The sequence below is a fragment of the Falsiphaeobacter marinintestinus genome (assembly GCF_007923355.1).
Taxonomy (GTDB): Bacteria; Pseudomonadota; Alphaproteobacteria; order Rhodobacterales; family Rhodobacteraceae; genus Phaeobacter_A; species Phaeobacter_A marinintestinus.
Window position 1 is genome coordinate 358768 of sequence record NZ_VOGO01000001.1, and the last position, 15936, is coordinate 374703.

Below are 15936 nucleotides of genomic sequence, written 5' to 3' on the forward strand. Positions count from 1 at the left end.
CCAAGCCCTGCACCAAGTAGCAATGCCCCTCACGCAAACCAATCGGGTTTTCGACATGGGCAGGTCCGTGCGCGACCAATTCGCCCCCTGCCCCGCGTCACTTGGGAACTTGACCCTGCGCGTGCGCACGGCCATGAAGCACACCCAAAAGAACAGGACGCCGGGCCAAGGCCCCAATCGAAAGACCAAAGGACACCACATGGCCCGAAACAGTTCCGCCCCGACCGGCGCCCCGGGAGCAAGCGAAGAACGCGAAACCTCGCGCAAGGTCGGCATTTTGGCTTCGCTCTGGCCGTTCATGAAGCCCTATGGCCCGCTGGTGTTTGGCGCGATCATGGCGCTGATCCTGACATCCGGTTTATCGCTGACCTTGCCGCTGGCCGTACGCCGGGTGGTCGATAATTTTCGGACCGGCAGCAGTGAAATCCTTGATCAGTATTTTCTGGCGGCTCTGGCCATCGCCGGTTTGCTGGCTATTGGCACCGGGCTTCGCTATGCGCTGGTGACCAAGCTGGGCGAACGGGTTGTGGCTGACATCCGCATGGCTGTGTTCGACCGCGTGATCGGGATGAGCCCGCATTTCTTCGAAAAGATCATGACGGGAGAGGTCCTTAGCCGGATCACCACGGACACCACGCTTATCCAGTCGGTGGTGGGATCGTCTGCATCGATCGCCTTGCGCAACCTCCTGATCTTTGTTGGCGGGATGGTTCTGATGCTGCTGACGTCGGCCAAACTGACTGGCATGGTGCTTTTGATTGTGCCCGCCGTGATCGTTCCGATCCTTGTTCTGGGGCGTCGCCTGCGGGTGATCAGCCGGGAAAACCAGGATTGGATCGCGGCCTCTTCGGGCAACGCCGGCGAAGCCTTGAGCGCTGTTCAGACCGTTCAGGCCTTCACGGGTGAGACGGACAGCCGAGCGAAATTCGCCGAGCTGACCGAAACGTCCTATGACGTGTCGCGCAAGCGGATCCGCACACGGGCTTTCCTGACCGTGATCGTGATCTTCCTTGTGTTCTCCGGCATCGTCGGCGTTCTCTGGATCGGTGCAAACGACGTGCGCGCCGGCATTATGACCGAAGGCACACTTGTACAGTTTGTGATCTATTCCGTACTGGTTTCCGGCGCCGTCGCCGCCCTGTCCGAAATCTGGAGCGAGCTTCAGCGCGCCGCAGGCGCAACCGAGCGACTGGTCGAAATGCTGAACAGTATCGACAGCGTACAGGATCCTGACGCGCCGCAAATGCTGGCCCTGCCTGTTCGCGGTGAGATTGCATTTGACGATGTCACCTTCCACTATCCCTCGCGCCCTGAAACTGCGGCCCTGAACGGCATTTCTCTGAACGTTGCGCCCGGTGAGACCGTGGCCTTTGTCGGGCCGTCGGGGGCTGGCAAAACTACAATCATTCAGATGATCCTGCGGTTCTACGACCCCGAGACCGGACAGATCAGACTGGACGGTGTGCCGCTGACCAGTCTGGCCCGCGACGATTTCCGCAAGCATATCGCCCTGGTTCCACAGGACCCGATGATCTTTGCCAGTTCAGCCAAGGAAAACATTCGCTTTGGTCGCCCCACCGCCACTGATGCCGAAGTTGAGGCCGCCGCACAGGCCGCCGCCGCGCACGATTTCATTTCGGCGCTTCCGGATGGATATGACAGTTATCTGGGCGAACGTGGCGTGATGTTGTCCGGTGGTCAGAAACAGCGCATCGCCATCGCGCGCGCCATTCTGCGGGACGCGCCCGTCCTGCTGCTGGACGAGGCCACATCGGCACTGGACGCCGAAAGCGAACGCGCAGTGCAGCACGCCGTGGATCAGTTAAGCTCGGACCGCACAACCCTGATCGTTGCACACCGTTTGGCGACAGTGAAAAAAGCCGACCGGATCGTGGTGATGGAAGAGGGCCAGATTGTCGCTCAGGGCACCCATGACGAACTGGTTTCAGGCGGCGGTCTCTATGCCCGCCTTGCCCGACTGCAATTCACCGACGGTGTTTCACCACTGTAACGCTGCGGAAGCCAGCGCACACCCGACTGGCCGGGTTCACAAGTTGCGTGACGTCATGCGTTTCCGACATTAAATTTGCAGGCGCTTCGCCTTGCGCCGAAGCCGGTTTCCCACCATTTTGACCTGTAAGTTAGGTCCGGTTCGGTCATTTCCGACACCAGACATTCATGGGAGGAAACCACAGAATGGGCTTTGCAGGCTTGGCCGATCGCAACGCGATCGAAAACGAAATGCCATGGGAAGAGCGTGATCTTCCCAAGACGCTGTACAAAATGCTGTCGAACACGGCGGACAAGTTCCCCAACAACAAGGCGGTCAGTTATCAATTGCTGTCGGGCCCAACCGACAAGGTCGAAAGCTTTACCTGGTCTCAACTCAAGGACAAGGTCAGCCAAGCCGCCAACCTGTTCCGCTCGCTCGGGATCAAGGAAAACGATGTTGTCGCCTACGTTCTGCCCAATTGCAACGAAACGCTGATCACCCTGCTGGGCGGCGCCGTTGCCGGTATCGCCAACCCGATCAACCCGCTGCTTGAACCTGAACAGATTGCGTCCATCCTGCGCGAAACCAACGCCAAGGTTGTGGTCACCCTGAAACCGTTTCCGAAAACGGATGTGGCACAAAAAGTAGCCGAAGCTGTGCGTCACGCCCCGCATGTGAACACGGTTCTCGAAATCGACCTGAACCGCTATCTGACCCCGCCCAAATCCTGGATCGTTCCGCTTATCCGGCCAAAGATCGAGAACAAGGAAATGGTCGCGCATGCCGACTATCTGAGCTTTAACAAGGAGTTGAACAAGCAGCCCAAGACGCTGACGTTCGAAGACATTCAGGAAGACCGGGTTGCCTGCTATTTCCATACTGGCGGCACAACTGGCATGCCCAAGGTCGCACAGCACAAATATTCCGGCCTGATCTATAACGGCTGGCTGGGGCACACGCTGCTGTATACGGAAGAGGACAACATTATGTGTCCGCTGCCGTTGTTCCACGTGTTTGCCTGCCACGTCATTGTCATGGCCGCCATTTCTTCGGGCGCGCATGTGGTGTTCCCGACGCCGCAGGGCTATCGCGGCGAAGGTGTGTTCGACAACTTCTGGAAGCTGATCGAACGCTACAAGATCACATTTATCATAACAGTTCCCACCGCGATTTCTGCCAAGATGCAGGTGCCGGTCAATGCCGACATCAGCAGCGTCAAAACCGCGTTCTCGGGGTCTGCGCCGTTGCCGGTCGAATTGTTCAAACGGTTCGAAAAAGCCACCGGCGTCACAATCGTCGAAGGCTATGGTCTGACCGAGGCCACCTGTCTGGTGTCCTGCAACCCGGTGGATGGCGAGAAGAAGATCGGCTCGATCGGCATCACCTTCCCTTATACGGATGTCAAAATCCTTAAAGGGACACCGGATGGCCCACAGGAATGTGGCGTCGATGAAATCGGCGAGATCTGCATCTCGAACCCCGGTGTCTTTGCCGGCAACACCTATACCGAGGCAGAAAAGAACGTCGACCTCTACTATTTCGACAAGTATCTGCGCACCGGAGATCTGGGCCGCATCGATGGTGACAGCTATCTCTGGATCACCGGACGGGCCAAGGATCTGATCATTCGCGGCGGCCACAATATCGACCCTGCCGAAATCGAAGAGGCCCTGCTGGGTCACGAAGCGGTGGCCTTTTCAGGTGCCATCGGTCAGCCCGACGCCCATGCTGGCGAGGTGCCTTGCGCCTTTGTCGAGCTGGTCGGCGGCGCATCCGTCACCGAAGAAGAGCTGATGGAATACGCCCAGATCCATGTGCATGAACGTGCAGCCCGACCAAAGCACATCACGATCCTGGACGAGCTGCCCAAAACTGCCGTCGGCAAGGTATTCAAACCCGATCTGCGCAAGAACGCGATCACCCGCATCTATAATGGCGCGCTTGAAAAATCCGGTGTCCAGGCACGGGTTGCCGAGGTCGTCGACGACAAGAAGCGCGGGCTTGTCGCACGACTTGACCGCAATGGCGCGGATGAGCAGGATGTGGCCAAAGTTCTGGGGGCCTTCATTCGCCCCTGGGAATGGGCCGACTGAATGGAACGCGGTGAATGGACTATAAGACGCTGATCGACGACGACCTCCAGGCGTTCCTCCAACAGATGGAAGACCGCAACCCAGACGGGTCTTCAGACCTGTCCGTCGAAGAAAAACGACGTCTCTATGACGCCCAGTGCCGCGATTTCAGCCATGGATATCCCGATGGCGTTACCAGCGAAACCTTGGATGCGGACGGTGTACCCGTCCGCGTCTACCTGGCCGGGCACCCCACGCGGACCGTGCTCTTCTTTCATGGCGGCGGTTTTGTTTTTGGCGGGCTGGACAGCCATGACGACATCTGCGCCGAATTGTGCGCCCAGACCGGATATCGCATCGTCGCCGTCGATTATCGTCTGGCGCCCGAGCACCCTCACCCCGCCGCTTTCGATGACGGTTGGACCGCCGCGCAGTGGGCCGCGCGAACATTTTCCGACCCTGTGGTTCTGGTCGGGGACAGTGCGGGCGCCAATCTGGCCGCCGCCGTGGCCCATCACGCCCGTGGACAATTGAACTGCACCTGGGGTCAGGTCCTGATTTACCCGTGGTTGGGCGATGAAACCGACGCCGGATCCCGTGTTGAACACGCCAATGCGCCTATTCTGACCCGCAATGATCTGCTGGCCTTTCGCGATGCCCGCCTGACCGGTCCCGAACCGCAAAACGACCCGACATTTGCACCACTGCAGGACAGCGATTTTTCAGGCTTGCCGCGAACCGTGATTTTCAGTGCCGAATTTGACCCCTTAAGAGACGATGCCCGAGACTATTACGACCGACTGCAACACGCTGGCGTCCAAGTCCACTGGATCGACGAGCCGGGTCTGGTCCACGGCTATGTCCGCGCCCGGCACGCCGCGACGCGCGCCCGCGACAGCTTTGAACGCATTTCGGTCGCTATTGAAGCTTTAGGTCAGGATATCTGGCCCTGGGATTAACCCCTGAGCCGCTTTCTTTTTGTGAAAGAGACCCCGGGGCCCCTTCGCAGATATAGCCAGGCCACGTTACCACAAAAACGGCTCTGCTTTCATGGTTGACGGAATTTCCGCCCCCAGCCGCGACAGGATCGTCGGCGCAAGCTGCAGCTGATCAATCACGACATCCTCTGCCGGCCCCTTGGCTGGTCCGAAGTAATACAGCGCCGCCTCTTGCTGCAACGCGCCACGCCCACCGTGATGCCCGCGCTCGTCCTGACCGTGATCGGCGGTAACAATGACTTCGTAGCCCGCCGCCAGCCATTTTGGGATGAACGGCGCCAGCATCTCGTCCATTACAGCGCAGGCGTGATCCATCTGCTGACTTTCGTGAAAGAACCGATGGCCCATACTGTCCAGCGTACAGGTGTGCAGCATGCCATAGTTCAACCCGAACCGAAGGCACAGGTTTGTCAGCGAGCCAAACAGATCGACATCCGACGGGGTCATCTGATTGTCCAGACCATAGCCGGTCATGGTGTGAAACCGGCCGTGGTTGATCGTCCCGTTATCGGGTTCGTCATATTCAACATCGCGGACGAAATCGAAAGGGTGCCGGTTGAAAAACTGTGACCAAAAGGAATGCGCCACAGCACCTGTCACCCCCCCTGCCTTACTGACTTCGCTAAAGACATCCGGATGGCTCAGCCGAAAAACGTTCCCGTTGCCCGTGCAGCCGTGTTCTGCCGGGGCGACGCCGGTGTGGATCGACGCATAACAACTGGCCGAAATCGACGGCAGCACAGCCCTGACTTTCCAAACCCTCGCGTCACCGCTATCGACCCAGCCTTCCAGATTTCCAAACAACCGCCGCCAGTTGCGCCAGGGCACACCATCCAGAATAATCAGCAACAGCTTTCCGTCCATCGGCTCACTCCATTCAGTTCACGTCGAGAAGGCCGCCTGACCCGGCGGCTGTCAACCGCTTTCCGCCCCGACGCGTTTTCCGGCTCATAATGTCGCCCCTTACGCTATTGTGGGAAACGGGTTTGACTGACCCGGTAGGACCGTTTACTTCCTGATCGGACAGTTCCCAAACTTGTGGCGGGCCTTTTCGGCAACATGCAGATTATCTTCCACACCGGCGCCCACAGCACTGACGAAGAGCGGCTCATCAAGTGCTTGTTGCGTAACAAGGAAACGTTTTCCCCCAAAGGGGTTTCGGTTCCCGGACCCAGCAGATACCGGCAAATCCTGAAAGAGGCGCTGCAGGCCCTTGAAACCGGAAACCCGGCAGCTGACGCACGCGACATTCTGATCGACGAAATTCTTGACGATGAAGTTGCGGATCGGTTGGTTCTGTCGAATGCACATTTCTTCGGGTCGCAGCGCCATGCGTTGGATGGTGGCGTCATCTATCCACAAGCCGCGTCGCGGATTCAGCAGTTGCGACGCCTGTTTGATTTCGACCAGGTCGAAATGTTCATGGCCGTTCGAAATCCAGCCACGTTTTTGCCTGCCCTTTTGGAAAAAGCCTCCGGACGCAGAGTGCGAGAACTTCTGAGTTCTTTCGACCCCCGTGATCTGCGCTGGTCCAATACAATCATGCGGATCCGTGACGCAGCGCCTGACGTTCCGCTGACCATCTGGTGCAACGAAGATCTGCCGCTGATCTGGGGCCAGATCATCCGCGAAATGGCCGGACTTGAAATGGGCGACAAGATCGAAGGCAACTTTGACCTGCTCAACGAAATCATGACCAAAGAAGGCATCAAGCGGTTTCAGGCCTATATCCGGCAGCAGCCCGACATGAACGAAATGCAGTTGCGCCGCGTTATGGTGGCTTTCCTTGATAAGTTCGCCAAGGAAGATGTGATTGAGGAAGAGCTTGACCTGCCCGGCTGGACCGAAGAACTGGTCGATGACTTGACCGAAATCTATGACGAAGACGTCTTTCAAATTCAGCGGATTCCCGGGGTCAACTTCATCGCTCCGTGACGGGACTGGAAGAAAGTACCAATTGCCAGTGGACGCGACCCCGGTATAGTCCGGAACACCAACCATTCACGGGTCATGATGGTGCCTGTCTTCCGACTGTTTTCCCTTTTGGCTTTGACGGCCAGCCTGGCCTCAGTGGCCTTGGCTGACAATGTCACGGTGTTTGCCGCTGCCAGCCTGAAAAACGCGATGGATGATGTCGCGCAGGCCTATGAAGCGCAATCCGGTGATGATGTTGTGGTGTCCTTTGGCGGCAGTTCGGCGCTTGCCCGGCAAATCCAGCAAGGCGCACCGGCGGATCTGTTCATTTCAGCAAACCCCGGATGGATGGACGTGCTTGAAGAAGACGGGCTGATCGTGCCCGGCACGCGCCTTGATTTGTTGTCGAACACACTGGTCCTGATCGGATCTGACCCACGCGTACTGACCATTTCACCTGACCTTGATCTGGTAGCAGCCCTGAAAGGCGAGCGTCTGGCGATGGCATTGGTCGATGCGGTACCTGCCGGGATTTATGGCAAAGCGGCGCTGATCAGTCTGGGCATCTGGAGCGAACTTGCCCCACACATTGCGCAAACCGACAATGTAAGGGCTGCATTGCGACTGGTCGCTTTGGGCGAAGCCCCGTTGGGAATAGTCTACGCCACCGATGCACTGGCCGACCCCAATGTGTATATACTGGACAGCTTTCCCGCCAATAGCCATCCGCCGATCCGGTATCCTGTGGCTGTGGTGTCCGAAGGTAGACAAACAGCCAGCCGCCGCTTTCTTGACTATCTGACCTCTGACTCCGCCCGTGTGGTTTTTGACCGGTATGGGTTCGGCGCTGCGGGCATCCCTCAATGACCGGTTGGCTTGGCCCAGAAGAATGGCAGGCGGTTGGCCTGTCTCTTAAGGTTTCGCTGTGGGCCATTGCGCTAAGCCTGCCACCGGGCATCTTCATCGCCTATGCCTTGGCCCGGTGGGAGTTTCGGGGCAAGCAGGTGCTGAACATGCTGGTGCATCTGCCGCTGATCCTGCCCCCCGTCGTAACCGGTTACCTGTTGTTGTTGACATTCGGGCGGCGTGGGCCGCTGGGCGCGTGGCTTTACGAGACGTTCGATCTGGTCTTCGCCTTCCGTTGGACAGGCGCAGCATTGGCGGCTGCGATCATGGCCTTTCCGCTCATGGTGCGCGCAATCCGGCTGGCGATCGAAGCCGTAGATCCCAAGCTCGAACAGGCCGCCGCCACGCTAGGGGCGTCCCGGGTGCAGGTTTTCTCAACCGTCACCTTGCCATTGATCCTGCCGGGCGTCATCGCCGGGGCGGTTCTGGGGTTTGCCAAGGCGATGGGCGAATTCGGCGCCACTATTACCTTCGTGTCCAACATCCCGGGCCAGACCCAGACCCTGCCCTCGGCAATTTATACGTTCCTGCAGGTGCCCGGCGGTGAAACCGCAGCCCTGCGACTGGTGCTGGTGTCGGTCTTCGTGGCCATGACCGCATTGGCCCTGTCCGAAATCCTTGCGCGTCGGGCAGCAAAACGGGTGGCCGGGGGATGAGCCTGCATGTCGAAATTTCGCATCCGCTGGCTGATTTTACGCTGAACGTGGCGTTCGACGCCCCAACCGGCATCACCGCGCTTTACGGCCCATCGGGAACCGGAAAAACCACGGTCATCAATGCCGTGTCCGGGCTTTTGACTCCTCAGAAGGGCCATATCAGCCTGTCCGGCGAATCGCTGTATGACTCAGACTCCCGGATCAACTTGCCGGTCCACAAGCGGCACCTTGGCTATGTGTTTCAGGACGGTCGCCTGTTCCCGCATCTGTCGGTCAGACAAAACCTGACATATGGCCAACGGTATTCGCGTCCAAACGTCGAAAGCCCGTCATTGGACGACGTTGCCGACCTACTGGACATCACCGGCCTGCTTGGCCGCCGCCCCGGATCGCTGTCGGGCGGCGAAAAGCAGCGTGTCGCCATCGGTCGCGCTTTGTTGTCCCGCCCGCGTATGCTGCTGATGGACGAGCCGTTGGCCGCCCTGGATCCCGCCCGCAAGGAAGAAATCCTGCCCTATCTCGAAAAGATGCGCGATCACACCCGGATCCCGATCCTGTATGTCAGCCATTCCGTGGCCGAAGTCGCGCGGCTGGCTACATGGGTTGTTGTTTTGGAGAAAGGCAGGGTCGCAATGTCAGGACCTGCCGAAACCGTGCTGTCGGACCCGGCCATGGTGCATCAGCTTGGTCTGCGCGAGGCGGGCGCGGTCTTACCCGCCAGCATCATACGTCATCACGCCGACGGATTGACCGAATTGCAGGTCTCGGGCGGGTGCCTGTTCCTGCCCGAAATGGATCGCCCCGTGGGCCTGCAGACCCGTGTGCGGGTGCTGGCGCATGACATCATCCTGTCACGCGAAGCGCCTAAAGGGCTGTCAGCGCTAAATATTCTGTCCGGAGATATTACCGCAATCCGCGCCGGTGGCGGACCCGGTGTGATCATACAGATCAAATGCGGTGAGGATCACTTGCTGGCCCGTATCACCCGACGCTCAGCAGATGCCATGGCGCTGAAACCCGGTGACCACGTATATGCCGTGATCAAATCAGTATCGATTGCCCGCACCGATATCGGCACGGGCTAATCCCGGAATTTACGACATTCCAAGCGCTTCTTTGTACATTTCCAGCACCGCTTCTTCTTCGGCAATATCGTCCTTGTCCCGCTTGCGCAGGGCGATAACCTTGCGGATGACCTTGGTATCGTAACCACGCCCTTTGGCTTCGGCCATGACTTCTTTCTGCTGGTCGGCAAGGTCTCTCTTTTCCTGGTCCAGCCGCTCTAAACGCTCAATAAACTGGCGCAGTTCGCCGGCCGTTACGCGATAGTTGGCATCGATTTCGGATTCAGACATTCGGATCACTCCAGCAGGACAGCAAAAACAATGGACCTGCCGGATACCTGTGTTGCGGAGTCGCCGCAAGACGGGATTGGGTGCAGACCGGTCGCAACAGCGCTTGATCGCCAATCGATGTGCCCGTATCACCGCGATGTTCTGGTTCGGCGATGTGAGTCGTCGTGAAAAGGGAACGTGGTGAGGCGCGATGGTGCCAAGTCCGCGGCTGCCCCCGCAACTGTAGGCGGAGAGCGTGATCGGAAAATGCCACTGAGCCGCATGCGGTTTGGGAAGGCCCGATCAGGCGTTGACCCGTAAGTCAGGAGACCTGCCAGAGCAGATCACCTTCATCCGGCGCGGGGCGCGTCTGGTGGGCGGCATGGTTCCGTAGTGGTGACGTTTCACTCACCGTTTGCGGGAGCCAGCCAATGCGGCAGCTTTCCAAACAGATCCTGTACGACAAGGTCTGGAAAGGACCAAAGACATGAACCGCATGAACAGACTATTGATCAGCGCATCAACACTTGCGCTGACCACCGCCCCCGCCGCCTTTGCAGAAGACATCATCTGGCTGGATGCAATCACCGTTTCGGCGTCGAAATCGGGTGATCCTATCGAATTGGAGCGCACCGGCGCGACCGTTGAAGTGCTGGATCAGGAACAGATCGAACGCGCGCCCGAAACCACTGTCATCGATACTCTGTCGAAGCTGCCCGGTGTATCGTCCAGCAGCAATGGCGGTTTGGGGTCGTCGTCTACACTGCGAATTCGTGGACTTGACGGCAAATACATCAAGGTTCTGGTCGATGGTATCGATGTTACCGACCCAAGTTCGACCCAGATTCAATATAACTTCGGCGGGCTGACGACCACTGGTATCACCCGTCTCGAGCTTCTCAAAGGGTCCAGTTCGTCGCTCTACGGATCCAGCGCCGTTGCGGGTGTTGTCAGCATTGGGACATCGGCACAACCGGTCGAAAACGGCACCCAGATTTCCGGATTTGTCGAAGGCGGCACATTTGACACATGGCGCGGGGCTGCAACGATCGCGTCTCGCTCTGACCGTGGCGGGCTCAGCTTTACCATTGGGCGCGTGATCACTGATGGATTTTCGTCCCGGGCTGCAGGCGATGAACCAGACGGATACCAAGCAACACAGCTGAATTTCACCGCCGACTATGCCGTCACTGACGTCCTGACGTTTGGCGTTGCTGCCTTAGCGCTGGACAGCCAAGGTGATTTCGACGAGTTCGGCGGCGACGGTACTCCGCCCTTCGACGAATACAACACCACCGAAACCCGGGCTATTCGCGCCTATGCTGAATTGGATCTGGGGGCGTTCGACCATACGATCTCTGGCACATTCTTTAAGAATGATCGGGTAAGCAGCTCGAATGGATTCGATACGCCGTTTTTGGGGGAACGGCGCCGATTTGATTATTTGGGCACCTACGATCCATCCGACATCGTGACGTATTCCTTCGGTTTCGATTGGCAGAACGAAAGCTATGATTCCGGGGCGGACAATGGCGAGGTCGACACCGCAGGCGCTTTCGCTGAAATCCTTTATGCGCCGACAACCGATCTTGACCTGTCAGGGTCGCTGCGACTTGATGACCACGAGAACTTTGGCACCCACGTCACCGGACGTCTCGCAGCCGCCTATCGAGTGTCGGATCAGACCATTCTGCGCGCAGTTGCTGCCACTGGGTTCCGGGCACCGTCGCTGTACGAATTGCACAATAGCTTTTACGGCAATCAGAACCTTGATCCGGAAGAAAGCCTGAGCTTCGAGCTTGGTGCTGAACATCAGTTCGGCGGTGTTGGCTTTGTCAAGGCAACCGCTTTTTACACCGAAATCGACAATCTGATCCAGTTTGCATCACTTTTCGACAATATGGGCAACTGGATCGGCGGTCAGTATCAGCAGGTAACGGGAACTTCGGTCAGCAAAGGCATTGAATTGTCTGCTCAGTACGATTTCTCGGAAGAGTTCAGCTTGTACGGCAACTATACCTATACCGATGCCGAGGATGCCACTGGCGCCCGGTTGCTGCGGGTTCCAGGGCATGACGTTGTGGTCGGCCTGTCCACCCAGTTTGCTAACGGCCTGACCGGCGATCTGAACGTGCAATATATTGCCGACCGTCCAGACGAATTCGGAACAGTGATGGGGGATTACACCGTCGTGAACGCCGCATTGAATTTCGCTGTCACCGACACAGCAGCGGTGTACGTACGCGTCGAGAACCTGTTTGACGAAACGTACGAAACGTCGGCAGGCTACAACGCCTCGGGCCGTGCGCTCTTTGCAGGTCTGCGTGCGCGCTTCTAGGGTCATACCCCTTGTTGCTGCGCTGGTTCTGACCGGCGCAGCAGTTCTGGCCGATGCGCCGCAGCGGGTGGTATCGGTCAACCTTTGCACAGACCAACTGGGGTTGATGCTGGCGTCCCCCGGTCAGCTGATCTCGGTGTCAAAACTGGCGCACGACCCCGAAAGCTCGTCCATGGCGGATGCCGCGCAGTCTTTGCCGGTGAACGGGTCCGGCGCTGAAGAGGTTTTTCTGCTCAACCCCGATCTGGTGTTGGCAGGCACGTTCACAGCCGATGCCACCGTGCAAATGCTGCGCGATCTCGGCATCCGGGTCGAATTGTTCGCCCCCGCATCCTCCCTTGCAGATGTACCCGCACGGATCGCACAGATGGGCGTCGCCCTAGGACGCCAGTCTGAGGCGCGTGCGATGATAGACGCATTTAATGCAGAACTGGCTGAGCTGAGCAAAGCCCCGCCCCGCCGCCCCCGTGCGGCACTGTATTACGTCAACAGCTATACGATGGGTGACAGAACGCTGGCGGGCGACATTCTGCGCGCCGGCGGGTTTGATAATGTCGCATCCGAGGCGGGCATGACCTATGGCGGCACCTTGTTTCTGGAACAGTTGGTGATGCTGTCGCCCGAAGTGATCGTGCAGGGCCGCGATTATCCCGGTCAGGCCCGCGCCGAAGACAATCTTGAACATCCCGCCCTTGCCCGTCTGACCAACAGTCGGGTCGCCGGAACACTGACCGACCGCGACTGGATCTGCGGTACACCGATGGTTTTGAATGCGGTGCGCGAGATGCGCGACCTGCGCCTGTCGATGGAGCAGGACTGATGCGTCTGGGCCTGATCCTGGGAACGCTGGTATTTACGCTTTTCGTCGGGGCGCTGGTCAGCGGATATGCCAACGCCTCGTTCACCGAAAGCCTGCGGGCGCTGTTTGTCGACGACGGCACGCCGCTAACCGTAGTGATGCGCGATATCCGTCTGCCACGCGCCTTGCTGGCCGTGATGATCGGTGCCGCTTTGGGCATGTCAGGGGCGGCCATGCAGGGCTATCTGCGCAATCCGTTGGCCGAACCCGGGCTTATCGGCGTTTCGGGGGCTGCAGCCTTGGGGGCCGTTCTGGCGATCCAGACCGGGTTGAGTGCGTCCTTCGCATTGGCTCTGCCAATCTCGGCTCTGGCCATGTCGGTTCTGGGGGTGCTTTTGATCCTTGCGTTGGCCGGGCCGCGCGGGGCGTCAATCACACTGATCCTGGCTGGCATCGCGATCTCGGCCTTGGCCTCGGCGCTCACGTCGCTGGTGCTAAACTTATCGCCCAACCCGTTTGCTGCAGCCGATATTGTCTTTTGGATGATGGGGTCCTTGGCCGACCGGTCCTTTACCCATGTATGGCTGGCCCTGCCCTTTATGCTGGTGGGGTGGGGATTGCTGTTCAGCCTGGGGCGCGGCCTGAACGCGCTGACCCTTGGCGAAGATGCCGCCGAGGCGATGGGCATTCGTCTGCCCGCGATGCGTCTGCGTCTGATCCTTGGCGTTGCGGCCTGCGTTGGTGCGGCAACGGCTGTTGCAGGCGCGATTGGGTTCGTCGGGTTAGTCGTGCCACACCTGCTGCGTCCGCTTGTGGGCGCGCGACCATCAGCATTGCTGTGGGCCTCGGCCCTTGGCGGGGCCGCAATGGTCTTGGCGGCGGACATTGCCGTGCGCGAATTGCTGCCGGACCGGGATCTGAAACTTGGCGTCTTGATGGCTCTGGTCGGGGCACCGCTGTTCCTGCATCTGATCTTCAAAACCCGGAAGGAATTCGCATGACCCTTCTGTCGCTGTCAGATCTGAGCGTACGGCGCGGCGATTGCCCGGTGGTCGATCATGTGTCGTTTGATGTGCAGGCTGGTGAATGCATTGGCCTGATTGGCCCCAACGGAGCCGGCAAGACCACATTATTGCGGGCTGCACTGGGGTTGCTTGCGGCGGATGGCAAATCCTCACTCGCCGCCCTGCCCGCCCATGACCGCGCCCGCCAAGTCGCCTGGATGCCGCAAGCGCGCGAAATCGCTTGGCCTGTCAGCGTCGAAACATTGATCGCATTGGGCCGCATTCCGCATTTGCCGCGAGGGTCCAAGCTTCGGCATGAGGATCAGGTTGCCATTGATGCCGCGATCAATCGCATGGGCTTGGACGCCTATCGGCTCCGGACTGCAACGCAGTTGTCGGGGGGCGAACAGGCCCGCGTCCTGATTGCCCGGGCGTTGGCGCAGGATACACCGTTGCTGATCGCAGATGAACCAATTGCCGGACTGGATCCAGCCAACCAGATCGCGACCATGGATGTGTTTTCCGGCCTGGCCCGCGACGGGCACAGTGTGCTGGTCTCAATCCACGACCTGGGACTGGCCGCACGACATTGCACCCGGCTGTTGATGATCAACCGGGGTCGTTTGGTCGCCGACGGCCCCCCGGCGCAGGTGTTGACGCCAGAAAACGTCGAACAGGTCTTTGGCGTGTCAGCATTTTTTCAACACACGCCCGATGGCCCGGTGTTTCAGCCGATGACCGTTATCCAATGAAGCTGACGCTAGACTCCCCGTGGCTGGTCTGTGATCTGGGCGCGCCGCATCAGGTTCTCAGCTGGTCTATCACCCACCCCGGCTTTGTCACGGCTGACCGGATCGTCTGGCGTGAGGTGCGCAATGCCGACCTGTCACCGGATCTGAATGTCGAAACCTGGCTAACCGCCCAGTTGCAAAAGCGCGGACAGACAGATGCCGTCACACTTCTGACCTCGCGCACAATAGATGCGTTTGAAACAGCCGAGGCCGTCATCGATGGCCAACGAGCCTTCTGTGTGGCGACCACCGGCCTTAGCAATGCCGAGAGGATCGGCACCCGTCTTGACCGCAGCGGCAAGGACTGGGGTACGATCAACGTTGCCGTTCAAGTCTCAGCGGGGTTGTCACAAGCCGCACTGATCGAAACGCTGTCTGTTGCAACACAGGCCCGAACCACCGCCATAATTGATACCGGTTATGCCCTGCCGACTGGGGTCGCCACAGGCACTGGAACCGACTGCATCGCCGTCGCAGCCCCGACCGGGCACGAACCTTTTGCCGGGTTGCACACCGCCATCGGAGAAGCCGTCGGGCAAGCCGTTTACGCGGCCGTATATCAGGGTGCAAAAGTCTGGATGGAAAGCGTACGCCGCCCGGACTGCGACTGAGGCACCGCTTGCGCGTGAGACGTCTATCGGGTACCGCCTGCCCCGATCAACACGATTGCAGGTGCGCTATGTTCGACATCATGATCTGGGGCGGGGCCGCCCTGTCTCTTACCGGGCTTCTGGGGCTGGTCTGGAGCATCATCCGTGTCATGCGCGCCCGCCGGGCCAATTTAACGGATGAAGAGTTGCGCGCCGCAGTTCAATCGGTGCTGCCGCTGAACCTTGGCGCGCTGTTCTTGTCGGTGATCGGCCTGATGCTGGTGATCCTCGGGATCTTCCTCGGCTGATCAAAAGCCAGTCTTCAGACCGGCATATTGTCGAATCGCGCTTCGACAGCTTCATCGCTTAGCGACGCTTCCAGCCGTTTCAGACGCAACGGAGCGGTTTCGCCTTCGGCTGTCATTCGATTGAGAAGCTCGGAAAACTCGGGTTGAAGCGCAATCCTCTGCTCCATCGTGCAACCGGCAATCCGTTGCTCCAGTTCTTCGGCCTTGGTCAGGTTTTGTGATTTCATGTTATG

General features: G+C 59.0%; 16 protein-coding genes and 1 riboswitch. Of the genes, 13 read left to right on the forward strand and 3 right to left on the reverse strand.

Going from position 1 to position 15936, the window contains the following annotated elements; genetic code table 11:
* Nucleotides 1-199 precede the first annotated feature (199 nt).
* The 3 genes from FOY56_RS01715 (at nucleotide 200) to FOY56_RS01725 (ending at nucleotide 5024) form a co-directional block, all read left to right on the forward strand.
* Nucleotides 200-2011: an ABC transporter transmembrane domain-containing protein gene (locus FOY56_RS01715; protein ID WP_146344060.1), complete on the forward strand. Its 1812-nt coding sequence runs from the start codon at nucleotides 200-202 to the stop codon at nucleotides 2009-2011.
* 185 nt (nucleotides 2012-2196) lie between these two features.
* Complete coding sequence (locus FOY56_RS01720) at nucleotides 2197-4086, forward strand: acyl-CoA synthetase (RefSeq protein ID WP_146344061.1); 1890 nt, start codon at nucleotides 2197-2199, stop codon at nucleotides 4084-4086.
* 14 nt (nucleotides 4087-4100) lie between these two features.
* Nucleotides 4101-5024 (forward strand): alpha/beta hydrolase, encoded by a 924-nt coding sequence (locus FOY56_RS01725; RefSeq protein WP_146344062.1) that lies wholly within the window; start codon nucleotides 4101-4103, stop codon nucleotides 5022-5024.
* A 66-nt stretch (nucleotides 5025-5090) separates the two neighbouring features.
* Here the strand turns inward: FOY56_RS01725 and FOY56_RS01730 are convergent, their stop codons facing one another.
* Nucleotides 5091-5927 carry an alkaline phosphatase family protein gene (locus FOY56_RS01730; protein WP_146344063.1) on the reverse strand — a complete coding sequence of 279 codons (837 nt, stop codon included), beginning with the start codon at nucleotides 5925-5927 and terminating at the stop codon, nucleotides 5091-5093.
* A 195-nt stretch (nucleotides 5928-6122) separates the two neighbouring features.
* On the opposite strand from FOY56_RS01730, the gene FOY56_RS01735 reads away from it, so the two are divergent.
* The 4 genes from FOY56_RS01735 (at nucleotide 6123) to modC (ending at nucleotide 9624) form a co-directional block, all read left to right on the forward strand.
* Complete coding sequence (locus tag FOY56_RS01735; protein ID WP_146344064.1) at nucleotides 6123-6998, forward strand: hypothetical protein; 876 nt, start codon at nucleotides 6123-6125, stop codon at nucleotides 6996-6998.
* Nucleotides 6999-7073: 75 nt separating this feature from the next.
* Nucleotides 7074-7844 (forward strand): molybdate ABC transporter substrate-binding protein, encoded by a 771-nt coding sequence (gene modA, locus FOY56_RS01740; RefSeq protein ID WP_146344065.1) that lies wholly within the window; start codon nucleotides 7074-7076, stop codon nucleotides 7842-7844.
* Complete coding sequence (gene modB, locus FOY56_RS01745) at nucleotides 7841-8539, forward strand: molybdate ABC transporter permease subunit (protein WP_146344066.1); 699 nt, start codon at nucleotides 7841-7843, stop codon at nucleotides 8537-8539. The genes modA and modB overlap by 4 nt, the downstream gene beginning before the upstream one ends.
* The gene (gene modC / locus FOY56_RS01750; RefSeq protein ID WP_146344067.1) at nucleotides 8536-9624 is read left to right on the forward strand and encodes a molybdenum ABC transporter ATP-binding protein; all 1089 of its coding nucleotides are present in this window, start codon (nucleotides 8536-8538) and stop codon (nucleotides 9622-9624) included. Before modB ends, modC begins: the two co-directional genes overlap by 4 nt.
* A 9-nt stretch (nucleotides 9625-9633) precedes the next feature.
* On the opposite strand, the gene FOY56_RS01755 is transcribed toward modC, so the two are convergent.
* On the reverse strand, nucleotides 9634-9894 hold the full coding sequence (locus tag FOY56_RS01755; RefSeq protein ID WP_146344068.1) for a DUF2312 domain-containing protein: 261 nt from the start codon (nucleotides 9892-9894) through the stop codon (nucleotides 9634-9636).
* A 125-nt stretch (nucleotides 9895-10019) separates the two neighbouring features.
* A riboswitch (cobalamin riboswitch) is annotated at nucleotides 10020-10226 on the forward strand.
* A 134-nt stretch (nucleotides 10227-10360) separates the two neighbouring features.
* Here FOY56_RS01755 and FOY56_RS01760 point away from each other — a divergent pair.
* From FOY56_RS01760 to FOY56_RS01785, 6 genes are all read left to right on the forward strand, one after another.
* Nucleotides 10361-12211, forward strand: coding sequence for a TonB-dependent receptor plug domain-containing protein (locus FOY56_RS01760; RefSeq protein ID WP_146344069.1), 1851 nt, complete (start codon nucleotides 10361-10363; stop codon nucleotides 12209-12211).
* Nucleotides 12198-13031 carry an ABC transporter substrate-binding protein gene (locus tag FOY56_RS01765; RefSeq protein WP_146344070.1) on the forward strand — a complete coding sequence of 278 codons (834 nt, stop codon included), beginning with the start codon at nucleotides 12198-12200 and terminating at the stop codon, nucleotides 13029-13031. Before FOY56_RS01760 ends, FOY56_RS01765 begins: the two co-directional genes overlap by 14 nt.
* Nucleotides 13031-14011, forward strand: coding sequence for a FecCD family ABC transporter permease (locus FOY56_RS01770; protein WP_146344071.1), 981 nt, complete (start codon nucleotides 13031-13033; stop codon nucleotides 14009-14011). Before FOY56_RS01765 ends, FOY56_RS01770 begins: the two co-directional genes overlap by 1 nt.
* Nucleotides 14008-14766, forward strand: a complete 759-nt coding sequence (locus tag FOY56_RS01775; protein WP_146344072.1) for an ABC transporter ATP-binding protein — start codon at nucleotides 14008-14010, stop codon at nucleotides 14764-14766. Before FOY56_RS01770 ends, FOY56_RS01775 begins: the two co-directional genes overlap by 4 nt.
* Nucleotides 14763-15416: an adenosylcobinamide amidohydrolase gene (locus tag FOY56_RS01780; RefSeq protein WP_146344073.1), complete on the forward strand. Its 654-nt coding sequence runs from the start codon at nucleotides 14763-14765 to the stop codon at nucleotides 15414-15416. Before FOY56_RS01775 ends, FOY56_RS01780 begins: the two co-directional genes overlap by 4 nt.
* Before the next feature lie 68 nt (nucleotides 15417-15484).
* Nucleotides 15485-15703, forward strand: coding sequence for a hypothetical protein (locus tag FOY56_RS01785; RefSeq protein WP_146344074.1), 219 nt, complete (start codon nucleotides 15485-15487; stop codon nucleotides 15701-15703).
* A 14-nt stretch (nucleotides 15704-15717) separates the two neighbouring features.
* On the opposite strand, the gene FOY56_RS01790 is transcribed toward FOY56_RS01785, so the two are convergent.
* Entirely contained in the window at nucleotides 15718-15930 is a 213-nt protein-coding gene (locus FOY56_RS01790; protein WP_146344075.1) for a hypothetical protein, read from the reverse strand.
* Nucleotides 15931-15936 lie beyond the last annotated feature (6 nt).

Excerpts from the sequence above, each read along its gene's own strand:
- FOY56_RS01715 (WP_146344060.1), top strand. The coding sequence starts at position 200 with ATGGCCCGAAACAGTTCCGCCCCGACCGGCGCCCCGGGAGCAAGCGAA.
- FOY56_RS01720 (WP_146344061.1), top strand. The coding sequence starts at position 2,197 with ATGGGCTTTGCAGGCTTGGCCGATCGCAACGCGATCGAAAACGAAATG.
- FOY56_RS01725 (WP_146344062.1), top strand. The coding sequence starts at position 4,101 with ATGGACTATAAGACGCTGATCGACGACGACCTCCAGGCGTTCCTCCAA.
- FOY56_RS01730 (WP_146344063.1), bottom strand. The coding sequence starts at position 5,927 with ATGGACGGAAAGCTGTTGCTGATTATTCTGGATGGTGTGCCCTGGCGC.
- FOY56_RS01735 (WP_146344064.1), top strand. The coding sequence starts at position 6,123 with ATGCAGATTATCTTCCACACCGGCGCCCACAGCACTGACGAAGAGCGG.
- modA (WP_146344065.1), top strand. The coding sequence starts at position 7,074 with ATGATGGTGCCTGTCTTCCGACTGTTTTCCCTTTTGGCTTTGACGGCC.
- modB (WP_146344066.1), top strand. The coding sequence starts at position 7,841 with ATGACCGGTTGGCTTGGCCCAGAAGAATGGCAGGCGGTTGGCCTGTCT.
- modC (WP_146344067.1), top strand. The coding sequence starts at position 8,536 with ATGAGCCTGCATGTCGAAATTTCGCATCCGCTGGCTGATTTTACGCTG.
- FOY56_RS01755 (WP_146344068.1), bottom strand. The coding sequence starts at position 9,894 with ATGTCTGAATCCGAAATCGATGCCAACTATCGCGTAACGGCCGGCGAA.
- FOY56_RS01760 (WP_146344069.1), top strand. The coding sequence starts at position 10,361 with ATGAACCGCATGAACAGACTATTGATCAGCGCATCAACACTTGCGCTG.
- FOY56_RS01770 (WP_146344071.1), top strand. The coding sequence starts at position 13,031 with ATGCGTCTGGGCCTGATCCTGGGAACGCTGGTATTTACGCTTTTCGTC.
- FOY56_RS01775 (WP_146344072.1), top strand. The coding sequence starts at position 14,008 with ATGACCCTTCTGTCGCTGTCAGATCTGAGCGTACGGCGCGGCGATTGC.
- FOY56_RS01780 (WP_146344073.1), top strand. The coding sequence starts at position 14,763 with ATGAAGCTGACGCTAGACTCCCCGTGGCTGGTCTGTGATCTGGGCGCG.
- FOY56_RS01785 (WP_146344074.1), top strand. The coding sequence starts at position 15,485 with ATGTTCGACATCATGATCTGGGGCGGGGCCGCCCTGTCTCTTACCGGG.
- FOY56_RS01790 (WP_146344075.1), bottom strand. The coding sequence starts at position 15,930 with ATGAAATCACAAAACCTGACCAAGGCCGAAGAACTGGAGCAACGGATT.